Origin of the sequence: Mycolicibacterium llatzerense, from assembly GCF_000878195.1 — a bacterium.
In the GTDB taxonomy this organism is placed as follows: Bacteria; Actinomycetota; Actinomycetes; order Mycobacteriales; family Mycobacteriaceae; genus Mycobacterium; species Mycobacterium llatzerense.
Genome location: NZ_JXST01000023.1, coordinates 58075 through 73393, shown reverse-complemented (window position 1 = coordinate 73393; position 15319 = coordinate 58075). Strand labels below are relative to the sequence as shown.

Sequence of the window (15319 nt, the reverse complement as noted above, 5' to 3'; positions counted from 1 at the left end):
TGGCACTGCCAATCGTCCACCTATCGTGCCGCAGGATAGGCGGCGGGGTGGGCTACCGGCGAGTACGCGTTGTGATGACGATGATTGGCGGAATCACCCTGTACGGTCAGCTGATGGTGACGAGCGCGGTAGGTGTCTCGCGGCTTCGCGCAGCCGCTCTGGCGTCCGGAGGCCTGGCGGTATCCGCCATGGTGATCGTCGGTTGCAGTAAGTCCGTAGAAGGCAGCTCCACGGTCGACCAGCCTGGCGCAGCGGCGTACCGAACTTCGGTGTCGTTGTCGGCAGCGGCGTCGGCCAGTTCGAGTTCGTCGAGTGCCTCGGTCGCGGCGACCCAGGCAGCGTGCCAGGTCTTCGTCGACACCGGTAAACCGGCGATGCAGGCGGTCAACGCCTACGTCGATGCCGAGAACGCCGGTGGCACCGATGCCGCCAAGTTGCAGGCCGCGGTTGACGCGCTGCACCACGCGGCCGACTCGGTGACCAAGAGTGCGACGACAGTGCAGTCGGGCACTCTCAAAGCCGCGCTGGCCGGCTGGGCCGCAGCGGCCCAGACGCTGGCCACGGCGATCAGTACCAATGCGTCGACCTCTGATTTCAATGCGGCGGTCGACTCGTTCAATGAAGCCAAGTCGTCGACCGAGACGGCGTGCGGGTAAATCTCGCGCTTATCTCGGCGAACAAAGATGTGTCTTGCGTCGAATGAATCGTCGTCGCATGCGACTATTGGGTTCCACACACACAGACTGCATATCAGCAGGTAAGAGGAGGACACCGGTGGCCGCGGCGGACGCGCCGAACTACGCCCAGAGACTGGGCATTCAAAAAAATCAGATCGTCCAAGAGCTCGGCTGGGACGAGGACACCGACGACGACATCCGTCTCGACATCGAAGATGCGTGCGGTGCAGAGCTTCTCGACGAGGATTCCGACGAAGTCGTGGACGTCGTGCTGCTGTGGTGGCGCGATGACGACGGCGACCTGGTGGACCGTCTCATGGACGCCATCACCCCGCTGGCCGAGGACGGTGTGATCTGGGTGGTCACCCCGAAGACCGGCAAGAGTGGTCACGTCCAGCCTGCCGAGATCGCCGAGTCGGCGCCGACGGCGGGCCTGGTGGTCACCTCGTCGGCCAACCTCGGGGACTGGATCGCCAGTCGCCTGGTGCAGCCCAAGTCGAAGGCCGCGGGCCGGCACTAGTGCGGTTGGGTTTGCTCCCGCAGGTTTCCTGTGGCGCGAGCCTGACCGGGTGGCGGAATTTCGAACCCCATTTCGCCCTGTGGTCAGGCTCGCGACCGTGATCGGCGTCGGGTCCGTCGCACCGGACTTCACCCTGAAAGACCAGCACGGCCGCGCGGTGACGCTATCGGCGCTGCGCGGCCGGTCTGTGCTGCTGGTGTTCTTCCCGCTGGCGTTCACCCCGGTGTGTGCGGGAGAGCTCGGTGAGATCCAGGAGAACCTGGCCCGGTATCGCAGTGACTCGGTGGAAACGCTGACCATCTCGGTCGGCCCGCCGGCCACCCACAAGGTCTGGGCCCGTGAATCGGGCTTCGAGTTCCCGATCCTGTCCGATTTCTGGCCGCACGGCGCGGTGTCCCAGCTCTACGGGGTGTTCAACGCCGATGCGGGCTATCCGGACCGGGGGACGTTCCTCGTGGATCGGGACGGCGTGGTGCGGTTCGCCGAGTGCACATCGCCGGGCGAGGCGCGCGACCAGTCGGTCTGGGTCGACGCCCTGGCCGCCCTCGACTGATTTTCCCTTGGCACGTCATCCCGTGTAGCGTGCCCGAGGCGGGGCGCGTAGCTCAGTGGTAGAGCTCTGGTTTTACACACCAGCGGTCGGCGGTTCGATACCGTCCGCGCCCACCAAATTCCCCTGGTAGCGGCTTCGTCGGCCAGTGGGGCTGTTTCTAGTCGACCGGGCTCATGTCGTCGGCGCTCCACCGGACCGCCGTGACAGCCGGCGCCTTGATGACGTCTGCCAGCGCGGCCTCGATGCGGTGGTCGTCGCGTTCGTCGGCGATGACGGTGGCGGTGATGCGCACCCCCTCGTCGTCAGGCAGATCGACCGCGGAGATGGATCGCACCGTGAGGTTGGGGTGCGAGATCGCGTCGAAGATGAGGCTGCGGATGTGGAGTTCCGCGCTGGTCGCGCACCGCACCTCGAACCGGTATTCGGCGGAGGACTCTTCGGCGCCGGGGCGGCGGTGCCGGTCCAGCGTGCGTCCGACGGGTCGCAGGAAGATGTTGGCGGCGATGACCGCGCAACTTCCGATCACGGCGGGCACCATCAGTCCGCCGCCGGCCAGGGCGCCGATGGCGGCCGACGCCCATAGGGTGGCCGCGGTGTTGAGCCCGGAGATCGTGGCGCCTTGTTGCATGATCACGCCGGCACCGAGGAAGCCGATACCGGATGCGACCTGGGCGGCGACCCGGGTGGGGTCGGCGTGTTCCCCGGCGAAGGTGTAGCCGCCCATGATCACGAACAGCGTTGACCCCAGGCTGACCAGAGCGGCGGTGCGCAATCCGGCGTTGCGGGAGCGCCATTGTCGCTCCAGCCCGATCGCCGCGCCGAGGCCCAGGCCGGCGCCGATCCGCAGCGCGATATCCAGTGTGTCGATCACCTTGTGCTCCTGTTGCTTTCGAGTTGACGGACGCGCTCTCAGCGCGTCCATCGGCTGCGACGGCAGTAGGGGCGGATGGTAGGGACAGACTGCGAACTCAAAGTGAACAGTGGCCGACTCGCAGTGAGACGCGGATACCGTTGATGCTCGACCTCAGGCGGCGGCCTGCGACGTCGCGGCGGCCTTCGTGCTCTGGGTCTTCTTGCCGGACTTCGACTTCGGCTTCTTGGTGCTCGTCTTCTTCTCGGTCTTGCTGCCGGTGTCCGACGTGCCCGAATTGGCGTTCGAAGTGGTTCCGGCCCCGGTGGCGTCCGGCTTGGTCCCGTTGTCAGCGCCGGTGGTGTCCGGCTTGGTGGCGTCCTTGGTATCTGTCGGGTCCTTGGTGTCCGTCGGGGTGGTCGCCGCGGGCTTGGCTGCTGTGGGCACGGGCTTCAGTGCAGGCTTGACCTTCGGCGCCGCAATCTTCGGCACTGCGGTGATCGCGACCCCGGCTGCCGGCGTGGGCGTCACGGCCGCGATCGGTGCCGGTTGAGTGGCCAGCGCGTGGGCGATGGTCTGCTGCGCGAAGGCGATCCCGTCGACGATCTTGCCGGCGCCGGTGCCGAGTCCCTGGACGACGAGCTTGACGCCGTCGACCACGGCGGTGACGAGATTGCCGATGTTGATGGGCAGGAGGGCGGCCACGACGTTCTGACCGGCGATGATCGCGGAGGTCGCGAAGTCGTTGAAGCCGCCGAGCAGGCCGGCGCCGAGTCCGATGAGCGCCGCGGGCACCGCTTGTTGCAGGGCCTGGTCGACCGCCAGTTGGCGCTGGTTGCGCTCGATGACGGAGACCAGGATCGGCCCGCCGATGACGGTCACCGCGCCGATCAGTCCCGCCTCGACGGTGCCGAGTGCCCCGACCAGGTCCCGGGCGAGGATCTGCTGGGCGACGGTGACCACGAGCCCTGGGATGGCATTGATCGTTTGTCCGACGCCCTGGCCCGCTTTGGCGAGGCCGACGCCGATCGTCAGGGCGTCATCGACCTGATTGATCACCCACTGCCTGAACGCGGGGAATTGCAGGATGTCGGCGATCGTGGCGGTGAGCTGGATATCCGGCAGCTGCACGCTGTGGATCGCCGGTGCCGGTAGGGCGGTCAACGCCGGTGGTGGAGAGGCGGTGACGATGACGCCGGCGGCCATGACGGCGGCGGCGGTGGGCAGGCTCAAACGAGTTGTGAGTGTATGCATTTGAAAGCTCCTGACCGAGGGTGTGGAACTCAAGCAATATTGACGGTATCGACAAAATTGCCTCGGTGCTGAGCTATTTGCAATGTTTGTGGGGCGACGCCTTTCGGCCGCGCCTAGTGCTGCGGCCGATGCCCATCGGGGTGGAAGTTTCCGGGCGCCATTTTCGGGGCTTCGGGATCGGATGCCAGAGTGCGGCGCAGGCGCTGACCCAACTCGTGGTTCTGCACCGGCTTACCGACGTGTGGCGCGAGCGCTCGCGCAATGGCCTGCAGTACGGGCTCCCGCGGCGGGATCGGATAGAAGTGATCGCCGATTACCAGCCAGCCGTTCCCGCCCGCGGCAGCGCCACCAATCAGCTTGCCGACCAGATCCGGCAGGTCGATGCCCCCGGGGAGGGTGTGCAATTGCGCGATCACCGACACCGTGTTGTTGAAGCGGTTGGTGACGTAGATCCGCGAGCCATTGGGCGAAACAGCAACGGCCCCTGCGTAATTACCGACGTTTACGGTATCAGTCACGGCCATGGTGGCGGTGTCGATCCGGCTCACATCGCCGGTCAGCTGGGTGGCGTAGAGCGCCGAACCATCGGGTGCGACAGCAATGTCGTTGAGCTCCTGGCCGAGCGGGAAGGTGACGCCGGTGGTGACCGCACCGGTGCCGACATCGACCATGGTCACGTTGCTGGTGGTGACACCGAACTTGACCGCGCCCATCACATAGATGCGGCTGTTGTCGGGGCTGACGACGAGCCCGCTGATCGGCTTGCCGAGAGTGATCGTCTTGACGACGCTGTGGGTGGCGGTGTCGATGGCCCAGATTGGGTCGCCGCCGTAGCCCGCGACGTAGAGCCGGGTGCCGTCGGGGCTGACGGCCAGGTAGTACGCCTCGTCGACCTTTATGGTTCCGGTCACGGTGTTGGTGGCGGCGTCGATCAGCATGACCTTCGGGTCGGAGGTGCCGTCGATGTCACCGCCCGAGGCAAGGTAGACGGTGGAGCCGTCGGGGTGGACCGCCACCTGGCCCGCCCAGCCGGACAGCACCACGGCCACAACGGATTTGGTGCTGACGTCCATCACCGACAGCCCACCGAGGTTGTTGCAGTACAGCCGAGTGCCGTCTGGATGCACGACCAACTGCTGGGCGCCCTGCAATCCGACGCCGGGTCCGATGGCGTCGACCACGGCGTTGGAGGCCGTGGCGATCACGGAGACCGTCGAGCTACCGCTGTTCCCGACGTAGAGGCGATCGCCACCCGGACTCGGCACCGCCGATATGGGGCCGCCGCTGTCGGGGATCGTTGCGATGACTGCGAGCATGGCGACGGCTCCTTCGGGTTACAGGGATTCGATGACCCGAGTCGCGGTGGGCAGGTCGACTCCGGCCTCATCGCGGTAAGCCTTGACGGCGGCAATCTTGTTGCCGGAGGCCAGCAGTTCCAGCACTCGGTCCGACACTTGTGATTGCGCCATCGACCGCACGTCGGGCACGGGGATCCCGGTCTGCGCGTAGAGATGTCGAACCAATTGCTCCAGCGCGCCGAGCCGCTCGTAGATATCGTTCGTCGTCACGTCGCCAGTGTGGCACCTATGCGCCGGCTGTGGACCGAAAGTGACATCAGGTATCGGCGGACTCCGGGCCGAATTCATCGGCAGGTGGTCGTCCGGCTCCATCTGTCTCGGCAGCCCATTCCTGCGTGACGCGCTGTTTCTGCTCGGCTGCAACCCGACTCAGGTGTGCAGCTTTCGGCCAACCGTAGTGCGCGGCGAAATGCAGTATCAGTTCTTCCATCTCTCCGAACGACAGGTCACGGCTCTTCAACGCGGCGTAGACGTGGCTGATGATCGGGAACGGTGCGTCCTGAAAGGCGACACAGGCCACGGTGATCAGCCGCCGCTCTTTCCTGGCCAGCCCAGGCCGCAGCCACATCTCGCCGAAAACGAAGTTCAGGATGCCGGCACCCTGGAATGGGTTGTCCTGGTTGGGTGCGAACGGCAGGCAGTTGATGTCCTTGAAGCACGCCGCTCCGACCGCCAGCCGTTCTTCGGGGTCGCTGGGGGTTGAGAGCGGCAACAACGGTTCGGGCTCCGGGACCGGCAGGCCGCGCTCCTGATGGATTCGGCTCCACTCCTGGTCGACGATCATGTTGAACCGAGAAGCCTTCGGCCAGCCGGCGTACACCGCGAAATGCAGCACGGTTTCCCGGATTTCGAGGATGGTGATGTCACCACTGTTCAATGCCGCATAGACGTGCGCGCGTAACGGGTCTTCGGCATCGGCGTCCGCGACGCAGGGGAGGGTGATGAATCGTCGTTCCCGCCGGGTCAGCCCCGGACGCTGCCACACGTCGGCGAAGACGAAATCCCGTAAGTGGTCGTCCACCGGTGTGGATTCCGGTGGTGCGGGAACGGTCATTACGTCGGCGTACGCCAGCTTGCCGCGCTCCATACGGTCGGTGTCGAGTCTGGTCATGCTCGTCCTATCTGACTCACCGAATGGTGACGCCGGCATCGACCTTGAATTCAAGGCCTGTGACATATCGGGATTCGTCGGACATCAGGTACAGCACCGCGTTGCTGATGTCGATGGCTTCAGCCATGACGATCGGTAGTGCATTGGCGAAAAGCGGTGCCAGATCGGGCCGTTTGTCCCGAAGCAGGCCATGTAGGGACGCCGGCTGCATTCCGGTCGCCACCCCTGTCGGATGCACGGTGTTCACGCGAACGCTCTGCGCGGCAAGCTCATTGGCCAAACTCTTGCTGAGCCCCACGATCCCGTGCTTGGAGGCCGTGTAGGGATGGTGAAGGGGGGTTCCTTTGGTGCCGGCGGCTGAGCTGATGTTGACCAGGCTGCCACCGCGGTCGACCAGGTGGGGCAGCGCCGCCGAGCACGTGTTCCACGTCCCGATCAGGTTCACATCGACGACGGTGCGCCATTGTTCGGCGGTGGAGGTATCCCACGTTCCCGCAGTGAGCACACCGGCATTGGCGACGGCCCCGTCGAGGCCGCCCAACTGCTCGACGCCGTCATCGACCGCGGCTCTCAATGCGTCGGCATCGCGAACGTCGACGACGAACGTCACGGCGCGGCGGCCGTATTTCCTGACGAGCCTGGCAGTTTCGTCGAGGTCCTCGCGGGTGGCCAGTGGGTACTCGAGGACGGAGAGGGACTGGCAGATGTCCACGAGGATGAGGTCTGCCCCCTCCTCTGCCAGACGTATGGCGTGGCTGCGGCCCATCCCGCGTGCTGCGCCCGTGATGAGGACTCTCTTGCCGGCTACGCGTCCGGTTGCCGCGCTCATAGCTTGTTGCAGAAGCCGGCGTCGACCGGGAGGGTGACTCCGGTGATGTACTGCGCAGCATCGGAGACCAGGAAGGCTACGGCGTGACTGATGTCTTCCGGCTCGAGTAACCCGACCGGCATGGGGTTCTTTAAGTGTGGTCCGCCACCGGGATAGTTCTCCAGGAACGCCGTCATCGCCGGGTTGACCGCCATCATGGTGTTGACCGCGGTCGGGTGCACGGTGTTCACCCGGATACTTTGTGGGGCAAGCGCATTGGCCAACGTCCGCATGAGTCCGACGATGCCGTGCTTGGACGCCGCATAACCCAGACCGCCGGCCTGCGAACCACCGAAGCCCTTCAATCCCGCAGTGGAGCTGGTGAAGACAATGGACCCGCCGCGTCCGCCGGCGACGATATGGGGGATCGCCGCCTTGGCGGTGTGCAGTGCCCCGGTCAGATTGACGTCGATGACGTCGGTCCACATTTCGAGCTCTTCTTCGATCGTCAGTTCGCGGAACGCCATCGTGGCGATACCGGCGTTCGCACAAACGATGTCGAGGCGGCCGAACTGCTCGACGCCGGCATCCAGTGCTGATTTGAGTCCGGCGAAATCACGGACGTCAGCGACGGCGGTGACGATCTTGCCGCCCACCGATTCGACGAGGGTCGCGGTCTCGGCGAGTTCGTCGCGGCTCGCCATGGGATAACCGTTCGATGCGATGTCGGCGCAGATGTCGACCGCGATGATGCAGGCGCCCTCTTTCGCCAGATGCACGGCGTGACTACGCCCTTGCCCACGGGCCGCTCCGGTGATGAAAGCGACCTTCCCGTCCAACAATCCCATCTGAACTCCTTGCTCGTCATGCACTCAAAGTTGGGCGTAAACCGTCTTGGTCTTCAGGAAGCTCTCGATGCCGTCGCGTCCCCACTCATGGCCCCAGCCGGACTGCTTGTAGCCACCGAAGGGCATCGAATGGTCGAACACCATCTGGCAGTTGAGGGTTACGGTGCCGGCGTCGAGCCGCTTCGCCAGCCGGTGCGCGCGGCTGATGTCCTTGGTCCAGGCGGTCGCAGCCAGCCCGTACTCGGAATCGTTGGCGAGGGCGACGACTTCGTCGTCGTCATCGAACGGCAGGATCGCGACCACTGGCCCGAAGATCTCCTGCTGGTACAGGCGAGCGGTGGGAGCGACATCGGTGAGAACGGTTGGGTGCACGAAGAATCCACTGCGATCCAGCCGGTTTCCGCCGGTGACCACCTCGACCCCGTCCCGGCGGCCCCCTTCGATGAAGCCCAGCACCTGGTCGAGTTGTTTGGCGCTGATGATCGGGCCGATCAGGACGCCGTCCTCTGCCGGTGCGCCGAGCTTCACCGAGTTCGCGATGTTCGCGACGCCCTCGACCACCTTGTCGTACACGTTGCGCTGGGCGAAGATTCGCGATCCGCTGATGCAGCCCTGCCCGGAATGGATGAAGATGCCCATCGCGGCCATCGTGATGGCGGTGTCCAGGTCAGCGTCGTCGTAGATCAAGACCGGTGACTTGCCGCCCAATTCGAGCGCGACCCGCTTGAGGTTGCCGCTGCCGGCGGCCTGCACGATCTGCTTACCCACCACGGTGGAGCCGGTGAACGCGACCTTGTCGACGCCGGGATGCGCGGTGATCGCGGCCCCGACTGTGTGGCCGTATCCGGTGACGAGGTTGACCACGCCGTCCGGCACCCCGGCTTCGGCCAGGATCCGCTCCAGCAGCAGGGCCGAAAGTGGCGTTTCTTCAGCAGGTTTGACGATACAGCTGCACCCCGCGGCGAGGGCGGGCGCGAGCTTGGTGCAGGCGTTGAACACCGGCCCGTTCCACGGGAAGATCAGCCCGACGACGCCGTAGGGCTCCTTGAGCGTGTACGCGTGCATGTTGGTGAACGCGCCGGTGATGCCGCCGGTCTGTTGTACGTCGTGAGCGATGCCGTTGAGCTTGGTGCACCAGCCCGCGTAGTAGCGGAAGGATTCGGCGCACGTCGACATGATCATGAACGCCTGGAAGTGCGGCATTCCGGTATTCAGCGAATCAATCTGGGCGAGTTCGTCGGCGTGCTGGTCGATCAGATCGGCCACCCGCCACAGCACTTTGGCGCGCTCGCTACCGGGCAGTCCACTCCACACTCCGGACGTGAAACTCTCGCGCGCACGGGCCACGGCTGCGTCGACGGCTTCGGCGCCGCCGTCCCGGAACTCGGCCAGCACTTCCTCGGTGGCGGGGTTGATGATCGGGATGACGTCGCCGGCTCCGGGCCGACTCGCGATGGCGTCCAGGACCGACTGCACCGTCATCGCGGCACCTCGGTGAACTCGATGTGCAACTCGGTGAGGCCGCGCAGCAGGAAGGTCGGCTCGTAGCCGTAGCTGCGGTTGTTCGGGCCGCCGTGCTTGGCCTCGCTGATGCGGATGTCGCGCGTGCGGTCGAGCAGTCGGCTGATGGTGACGCGGCCCTCGACCCGGGCCAGGGGAGCGCCGGCACACGTGTGGATGCCACGCCCGAAGGCGATGTGCTCGCGTACGTTCTTGCGATCGAGATGGAAGTTGTTGGGGTCCTCGAACTTTCGGGGATCACGGTTGGCTGCGCCGAGGCACAGCATCAGGACCGTGCCGGCTTTGATCGGCACGCCACCGAGAGTGGTGGACTTGCGGCAGAGCCGGAAGTCCACCTTGGTGGGGCTCTCGAGGCGCAGCGCTTCCTCGATGAACGGGGAGATCAGATCACGGTTTTCCCGGAGGTGGTGCTGCAGCTCCGGCTGGTCGCCGAGCACCTTCACCGCGGAGCTGAGCAGCTTCGTGACTGTTTCCTGCCCGGCGGCGAAGAGGAACGTGGCCGGACGTACCACCTCCAGCAGCGGCGGGACGGAGCCGTCGGGATAGGTGGCGGTGGCCAGCCCGGTCAGCACATCCTCGCGCGGGTTCGCCCGGCGGTCGGCGATGTACCCGCTGAACAGATCATCAAGGTACTGAAGAGGATTGGAGCCCACGGGCTCGTGGTCGAGGGCGCCGACCCGGGAGCCCGGGGCGTTGCCGGCCCCGAGGTTGCGCCGGATTTCCGGACGGTCCTCTTCCGGAACCCCGAGCAGATCCGCGATGGCCAGGGTGGCGAAAGGCTTGCCGTATTCGCCGAGGAACTCGCACTGGCCGTTCGCGATGAACTCATCGAACTGGCGGTCGGCGAGGTGCCAGATGTAGTCCGCGTTCTCCTGCAGGCGGCGCGGCGTCAACAGCCGGCTCAGCAGGGATCGGGCATTTTCATGCTGGGGTGGGTCCATCACCACCATGTGTTCGAAAATCGGGAACTCGTGACGGTGCGCCTCGATGAGCTCGCTGATGTCGTCCCCGTCCGGGGTGAAGGGGAGCGGTGGGAACGGGCCGCCGATGGCGTTGACGGCGGAAAACGAATCGACATCCTTGAACGCCGCCTGGACTTCCTGGTACCCCGTCACCGCGACCACGCCGTAGTGCGGTTCGCGCACGACGGGTCCCTGCTGGCGTAGGTGGTCCCAGTACGCGTACGGGTCCTGGGCGATCTCGGGGTTCGTGAAGTAGTCGACGTCGGCGATGTCGGTCACGGTGGACTTGGGCTGCATGACAGCAACTCCTGATCGATCGATCAAATGTTAGACTGCCGTATGCCTATCACGCGCCGCGAGCGCCGGTCAAGCATTTCGGGGCGGACTCGTTGATGACTCAGGGGCGCAAATCGAAGGCCGATGACGGCGGTGCCCGGCAGCGCCTGATCGAGGCGACGGTGCAGATCATGCATGACGAGGGGTATGCCGCGGCCACCTCGCGGCGGGTCGCGGCCCTGGCCGGCGTCAAGCAGGCGCTGGTCTATTACTACTTTCCGACCATGGACGACCTGTTCGTCGAGGCCCTGCGCGCCGGTGGGGAAGTAGCGCTGGAACGGCTGCGGGAGGTGTTGCTCGACGAGGATCCGCTGCGTGCGTTGTGGCGTATCAACAGCGACCCGCGGCAGACCGTGTTGAGCACGGAATTCATGGCATTGGCCAACCACCGCAAGGCCGTTGGCGCCGAATTGAAGGCGTATTCGGAGCGCGTACGCGACATCGAAACCGCGGCGGTGACGCTGGTTTTGCGGGCGGGCGGCGTGGATTTGAACGCCTACCCGCCGGTGGTGATGTCGATGATCGTCGCCCAAATCGCGCGCAGTGTCGGCAATGAGGCTGCGGTCGGTGTGACCCGGGGGCATGAGGAGCTCCGCGCGTTCATCGACCGGCAGATCGATCTGCTGTCGAAACCTTCGGAAGTCGTGCGCGACTGATCGTCGGGCGGTTTGCTCGGCGCCCGCCCGTTCGGCGATCCGGTGATCTTCCTCGTATCTCGTCATTGACAGTGCGCTGCATCGCATGTCATGGTTCCTGATCGATCGACCAAATTGTGAGTCGACGAGCCGAACCGTCCTTTCCGCGGCGGTGGCGACAACCAGACAGTGAGGTGGACTCATGGTGGGACGGGTAGCAGGCAAGGTCGCGTTCATCACCGGCGCGGCACGCGGTCAGGGGCGCAGTCACGCCGTGCGGCTCGCCGAAGAAGGCGCCGACATCATCGCCATCGACATCTGTGGACCGGTCAGCAGCAATCCGCAGATCGCACCGGCGACCCCAGACGACCTCGCCGAGACGGCGGACCTGGTCAAACAGCTGAACCGGCGCATCGTCACCGCCGAGGTGGACGTGCGCGACTACGCCGCGGTGAAGGCGGCCGTCGACAGCGGGGTCGAACAGCTTGGCAGGCTGGACATCATCTGCGCCAACGCCGGTATCGGCAACGGCGGCCAGACGCTGGACCACACCAGCGAAGAAGACTGGACCGACATGATCGACGTCAACCTATCGGGCGTCTGGAAGTCGGTCAAAGCCGCAGTGCCACATCTCATCTCGCAGGGCCAGGGCGGCTCGATCATTCTGACCAGCTCAGTGGGTGGCCTGAAGGCATACCCGCACACGGGTCACTACATCGCCGCCAAGCACGGCGTGGTCGGACTGATGCGGACCTTCGCAGTGGAGCTGGGGCACCACTCGATCCGGGTGAACTCGGTGCACCCCACGAACGTGAACACCCCGCTGTTCATGAACGAGGGCACCATGAAGCTGTTCCGTCCGGATCTGGAGAGCCCGGGTCCCGACGACATGAAGGTCGTCGCGCAGATGATGCACGTGCTGCCGGTGGGCTGGGTCGAGCCGGTGGACATCAGCAATGCCGTGCTGTTCCTGGCGTCGGACGAATCCCGTTACGTGACAGGCCTTCCCATGACCGTCGACGCTGGAAGCATGCTCAAGTAACCCTCTCGCGCCACCGGCCAGCAACCAACTGAATAGGAATCAACCCAACGGCAACGGAGCCAAAGCCCATGGCCAGTAACAGTTCTCGTGTCAACCCCCTGTTCGCTGCAGGCGCACCCGACGTGCCTGCCCACCACTCATCTCAGCGAGCCGCGAAGATCAGCGGTTATGGCGGCCTGGCGGTCGCGGCCTGGCTGGTCACCGCGGTGGCGACGGGCCACGGGGTCGCCGTCGCGGATACCGCCGGCGGATCGGCGAGTTCGTCGTCATCGAGTTCGTCGAGTTCGTCGAGTGGTTCGACGTCCTCGGGTTCTCCTAGTTCGTCCGGCGGGACATCGGGTGCCGCGAGCGGTGCGGCGTCCGGGTCGACGGCAACCACGGGTGCAACCGGCACGGCGGGGACCACGGGAACGACCGGTGCTACGAAAGCGACGGGCGCCACGGGCAGCTCCGGGACCAGCGGGTCGTCATCGACATCCGCGACATCGGGATCGACCTCGTCGAGCACCGACGTGGCCTCGGGGGTGATCGTCAGCAGCAGTGGCGGAGCCCATACCGGCAGTTCGTCCACGACTCCGAAAGGCGGCGCCCACGAAACCGCCAGTGGCAGTGAGACATCCGGATCGACCAAGGCGAGCGCGACTGCCAAGCCCTCGTCCAAGTCGAGTATGAGCCCCAAGTCCTCGGCCAAGCCGACGCATGCGGAGACCACCAGCGCCGCCCCGAAGACCTCGGCGCAGACGACGGTGAGCGCCGCAGCCGTCAGCACGAATGTGACCGCAAAGACCTCCGCGGTGACCGCGGCGGCCGTGGCTCCCACGGCACAGCCGATGCAGGTGGCCGCGACGACGGCCGCGCCGGCCGCCGTCGCAGTACCGGCCGCCGTGACTGCTCAGGTTGTCGCTCCGGCAACAGGTTTGGTGGGCTTCCTCAATAATGTGGTGACCAACCTCCTCAATCCGTTCCTCAAGCCAGCACCCAACACGCCGGACCCGTTCGCCCCCGCCGTGTGGGCGGTGCTGTCCTGGGTGCGACGCAACGTCTTCAACCAGGCGCCGACCATCGCCTACAACCCGGCCACCACCGTCCAGACCGGGCAGACGGTGACCGGCAACGTCGGAGCGTCCGACGCCGAGGGTGACGCCTTGAGCTACAAGGTCACTCAGGGACCGAAGTACGGCACACTGACCATCGATCAGGCCACCGGCAACTTCACCTACACCCCGAACGACATCAATTACACCGAGGTGCAGACCGATTCGTTCTCGGTGTCGGTGAGCGACGGCAAGTTCAACCTGCTGGGCCTGTTCAGTCCGCACAGCGCCAAGGCAAACATCGGAGTGTCGGTGCTCAACCCCGACGTTCAGCGAGTGATCCTGAATCTGCCCAATACCGTTGTCAGCCCAGCCAATCCGCGTTACTCGGCCGACGGCAAATCCATCTTCTTCGCCGGCCAGCCAACTGCCGGGGGCCGCTCGGAGATTTACCAGATCAAGACCGACGGTACCGCCCTGCAATGTGTGACCTGCGGCGTCACTGTCAGCGAAACCGGAAATCTGGCCAAACCCGTTCCCGTCGACGATGGTTCGGGCCGAGTGCTGGTGCTGGTGAACGTCGCCGGGCAGTCGCCGCGGTACTCCATGCTGGAAACCGGAATCAACGGGGCCCAACTGGTGCCGATCACCACGCCGGCCGGCGGTGGATACGCCATCGACCCGCAGCGCGAGATGCGGGTGTCGCCGGACGGTACACACGTGCTGTACACCCGAATCGTGATCGGGCCCAACAACCTTCTGCAGGCCCTGCCGATCGTCGGCACGCTCACCCGCACCGACACCGGCTACTCCGTCACCGATGCCCGGGTTGTGTACCCCACCGGCGAAGGCAAGCAGTGGACACCGGACGGCAAGGGTGTGGTGATCCTCGGCGGTCAGTTCGATGCGGGCAATGTCGACGATATCGAGGTCGACCTCGCCACCGGCAAGGTGACCAGGGTGACGGCCAGCCTCGACTACGACGAGGACATGGACTACTCGCCCAATATGCAGTGGATTGCGATCGGCAGCACCCGCGGGCTGAATGCGCTGACTCCGATGACGCGGATCATCCGGCAGAACTTCCTGCCGGTGTACGTCGGCGCACCGGTGTACCTGGAGTGGGCCGCCCCGATCAACGTCTCCAATCAGGAATGGATCGTCGCCGTCGGCGATGAGCTCAACCGGGAGAACGGTATTCCGCTGTTCGACACCGGCGACGGGTACGCGGCCCGCAGTATGCCGAGCTGGAATCCCGATGGCACCGCCGTCACGTTCTGGGAGTCCAGCGTCACCGATCCGACGGTGTCCCGATTGGTCATCGCGAACCTGAAGTACACCACCAGCGTCGGCCCGGTGGCGACGGACCGGTCGACCCCGAGCTCAGCTTCGTGGGCCCCGGCCCTCGGCAGCTACGTCGCCGCAACGACACCGCTGCCGGCCACCGGAACCTATTCGGGCGTGGGTGGTGGCACCGCGGTGGTGACCGAGGCGCCGGACCAGAACGATGCCACGCGCACCGTCCGCACCGTCACCTACACCAACTACGTGAACGAACTTGGTGAGATTCTCAACGGCAGCGAATCGGCCGACTACAACTCCAGCCAGACGACGGTCCACTACCTGGCCGATATCACGGTCACCGGAGCCCACACGGGCTATCTGACTGCTGACGCGAACATCAACGCGTTCCAGCAGTCGTTGACCGGCACCATCACCTCCAGTGTCGACGGCGATGTGCAGTCATTGCCGGACCCGGACGCGGCGCACCAAGCGCAGCAGGACGCCTAGCAGCCGCATCCCGGCGAAT

General features: G+C 65.4%; 16 protein-coding genes and 1 tRNA gene. 7 read left to right on the top strand and 10 right to left on the bottom strand.

From position 1 onward, the window contains the following. Window positions 1–113 precede the first annotated feature (113 nt). The 4 genes from TL10_RS30985 to TL10_RS17075 all read left to right on the top strand — a co-directional run bounded on the left by TL10_RS30985 (window position 114) and on the right by TL10_RS17075 (window position 1866). Window positions 114–656 (top strand): Rv2240c family protein, encoded by a 543-nt coding sequence (locus tag TL10_RS30985; RefSeq protein WP_131630756.1) that lies wholly within the window; start codon window positions 114–116, stop codon window positions 654–656. A gap of 58 nt (window positions 657–714) precedes the next feature. Continuing rightward, on the top strand, window positions 715–1197 hold the full coding sequence (locus TL10_RS17085) for a DUF3052 domain-containing protein (RefSeq protein ID WP_043986520.1): 483 nt from the start codon (window positions 715–717) through the stop codon (window positions 1195–1197). Window positions 1198–1294: 97 nt separating this feature from the next. After that, window positions 1295–1750: a peroxiredoxin gene (locus TL10_RS17080; protein WP_043986567.1), complete on the top strand. Its 456-nt coding sequence runs from the start codon at window positions 1295–1297 to the stop codon at window positions 1748–1750. A 41-nt stretch (window positions 1751–1791) separates the two neighbouring features. Continuing rightward, a tRNA-Val gene (locus tag TL10_RS17075) sits at window positions 1792–1866 on the top strand. Between the two features lie 41 nt (window positions 1867–1907). Here TL10_RS17075 and TL10_RS17070 read toward each other — a convergent pair. The 9 genes from TL10_RS17070 to TL10_RS17030 all read right to left on the bottom strand — a co-directional run bounded on the left by TL10_RS17070 (window position 1908) and on the right by TL10_RS17030 (window position 10741). Next, window positions 1908–2618, bottom strand: coding sequence for an MgtC/SapB family protein (locus TL10_RS17070; protein ID WP_043400659.1), 711 nt, complete (start codon window positions 2616–2618; stop codon window positions 1908–1910). 156 nt (window positions 2619–2774) lie between these two features. Further along, window positions 2775–3854 (bottom strand): hypothetical protein, encoded by a 1080-nt coding sequence (locus TL10_RS17065; protein ID WP_131630755.1) that lies wholly within the window; start codon window positions 3852–3854, stop codon window positions 2775–2777. Between the two features lie 113 nt (window positions 3855–3967). After that, complete coding sequence (locus TL10_RS17060) at window positions 3968–5170, bottom strand: beta-propeller fold lactonase family protein (protein WP_052506445.1); 1203 nt, start codon at window positions 5168–5170, stop codon at window positions 3968–3970. An 18-nt stretch (window positions 5171–5188) separates the two neighbouring features. Continuing rightward, window positions 5189–5422, bottom strand: a complete 234-nt coding sequence (locus TL10_RS17055) for a hypothetical protein (protein WP_043986517.1) — start codon at window positions 5420–5422, stop codon at window positions 5189–5191. Window positions 5423–5468: 46 nt separating this feature from the next. Next, window positions 5469–6323, bottom strand: coding sequence for a carboxymuconolactone decarboxylase family protein (locus TL10_RS17050; RefSeq protein ID WP_043400607.1), 855 nt, complete (start codon window positions 6321–6323; stop codon window positions 5469–5471). Between the two features lie 16 nt (window positions 6324–6339). After that, on the bottom strand, window positions 6340–7152 hold the full coding sequence (locus tag TL10_RS17045; protein ID WP_043400610.1) for a mycofactocin-coupled SDR family oxidoreductase: 813 nt from the start codon (window positions 7150–7152) through the stop codon (window positions 6340–6342). Beyond that, entirely contained in the window at window positions 7149–7979 is an 831-nt protein-coding gene (locus tag TL10_RS17040; RefSeq protein ID WP_043986516.1) for a mycofactocin-coupled SDR family oxidoreductase, read from the bottom strand. The genes TL10_RS17045 and TL10_RS17040 overlap by 4 nt, the downstream gene beginning before the upstream one ends. A 24-nt stretch (window positions 7980–8003) precedes the next feature. Further along, window positions 8004–9461, bottom strand: coding sequence for an aldehyde dehydrogenase family protein (locus tag TL10_RS17035; RefSeq protein WP_043400615.1), 1458 nt, complete (start codon window positions 9459–9461; stop codon window positions 8004–8006). Further along, entirely contained in the window at window positions 9458–10741 is a 1284-nt protein-coding gene (locus tag TL10_RS17030) for a cytochrome P450 (protein WP_043986563.1), read from the bottom strand. The genes TL10_RS17035 and TL10_RS17030 overlap by 4 nt, the downstream gene beginning before the upstream one ends. A 113-nt stretch (window positions 10742–10854) precedes the next feature. Here TL10_RS17030 and TL10_RS17025 point away from each other — a divergent pair, with 113 nt between their 5' ends. After that, window positions 10855–11454 carry a TetR/AcrR family transcriptional regulator gene (locus tag TL10_RS17025; protein WP_043400618.1) on the top strand — a complete coding sequence of 200 codons (600 nt, stop codon included), beginning with the start codon at window positions 10855–10857 and terminating at the stop codon, window positions 11452–11454. Between the two features lie 181 nt (window positions 11455–11635). After that, window positions 11636–12475, top strand: a complete 840-nt coding sequence (locus TL10_RS17020; RefSeq protein WP_043986515.1) for a mycofactocin-coupled SDR family oxidoreductase — start codon at window positions 11636–11638, stop codon at window positions 12473–12475. Between the two features lie 166 nt (window positions 12476–12641). Here TL10_RS17020 and TL10_RS29685 read toward each other — a convergent pair whose 3' ends face one another. After that, the gene (locus TL10_RS29685; protein WP_131630754.1) at window positions 12642–13244 is read right to left on the bottom strand and encodes a hypothetical protein; all 603 of its coding nucleotides are present in this window, start codon (window positions 13242–13244) and stop codon (window positions 12642–12644) included. Here TL10_RS29685 and TL10_RS17010 point away from each other — a divergent pair. After that, the gene (locus TL10_RS17010; protein WP_234711471.1) at window positions 13222–15300 is read left to right on the top strand and encodes a cadherin-like domain-containing protein; all 2079 of its coding nucleotides are present in this window, start codon (window positions 13222–13224) and stop codon (window positions 15298–15300) included. The genes TL10_RS29685 and TL10_RS17010 overlap by 23 nt on opposite strands. Window positions 15301–15319: the final 19 nt, after the last annotated feature.

Excerpts from the sequence above, each read along its gene's own strand:
- TL10_RS17085 (WP_043986520.1), top strand. The coding sequence starts at position 715 with ATGCGACTATTGGGTTCCACACACACAGACTGCATATCAGCAGGTAAG.
- TL10_RS17020 (WP_043986515.1), top strand. The coding sequence starts at position 11,636 with ATGGTGGGACGGGTAGCAGGCAAGGTCGCGTTCATCACCGGCGCGGCA.
- TL10_RS17065 (WP_131630755.1), bottom strand. The coding sequence starts at position 3,854 with ATGCATACACTCACAACTCGTTTGAGCCTGCCCACCGCCGCCGCCGTC.
- TL10_RS17050 (WP_043400607.1), bottom strand. The coding sequence starts at position 6,323 with ATGACCAGACTCGACACCGACCGTATGGAGCGCGGCAAGCTGGCGTAC.
- TL10_RS17025 (WP_043400618.1), top strand. The coding sequence starts at position 10,855 with ATGACTCAGGGGCGCAAATCGAAGGCCGATGACGGCGGTGCCCGGCAG.
- TL10_RS30985 (WP_131630756.1), top strand. The coding sequence starts at position 114 with ATGGTGACGAGCGCGGTAGGTGTCTCGCGGCTTCGCGCAGCCGCTCTG.
- TL10_RS17040 (WP_043986516.1), bottom strand. The coding sequence starts at position 7,979 with ATGGGATTGTTGGACGGGAAGGTCGCTTTCATCACCGGAGCGGCCCGT.
- TL10_RS17060 (WP_052506445.1), bottom strand. The coding sequence starts at position 5,170 with ATGCTCGCAGTCATCGCAACGATCCCCGACAGCGGCGGCCCCATATCG.
- TL10_RS17045 (WP_043400610.1), bottom strand. The coding sequence starts at position 7,152 with ATGAGCGCGGCAACCGGACGCGTAGCCGGCAAGAGAGTCCTCATCACG.
- TL10_RS17035 (WP_043400615.1), bottom strand. The coding sequence starts at position 9,461 with ATGACGGTGCAGTCGGTCCTGGACGCCATCGCGAGTCGGCCCGGAGCC.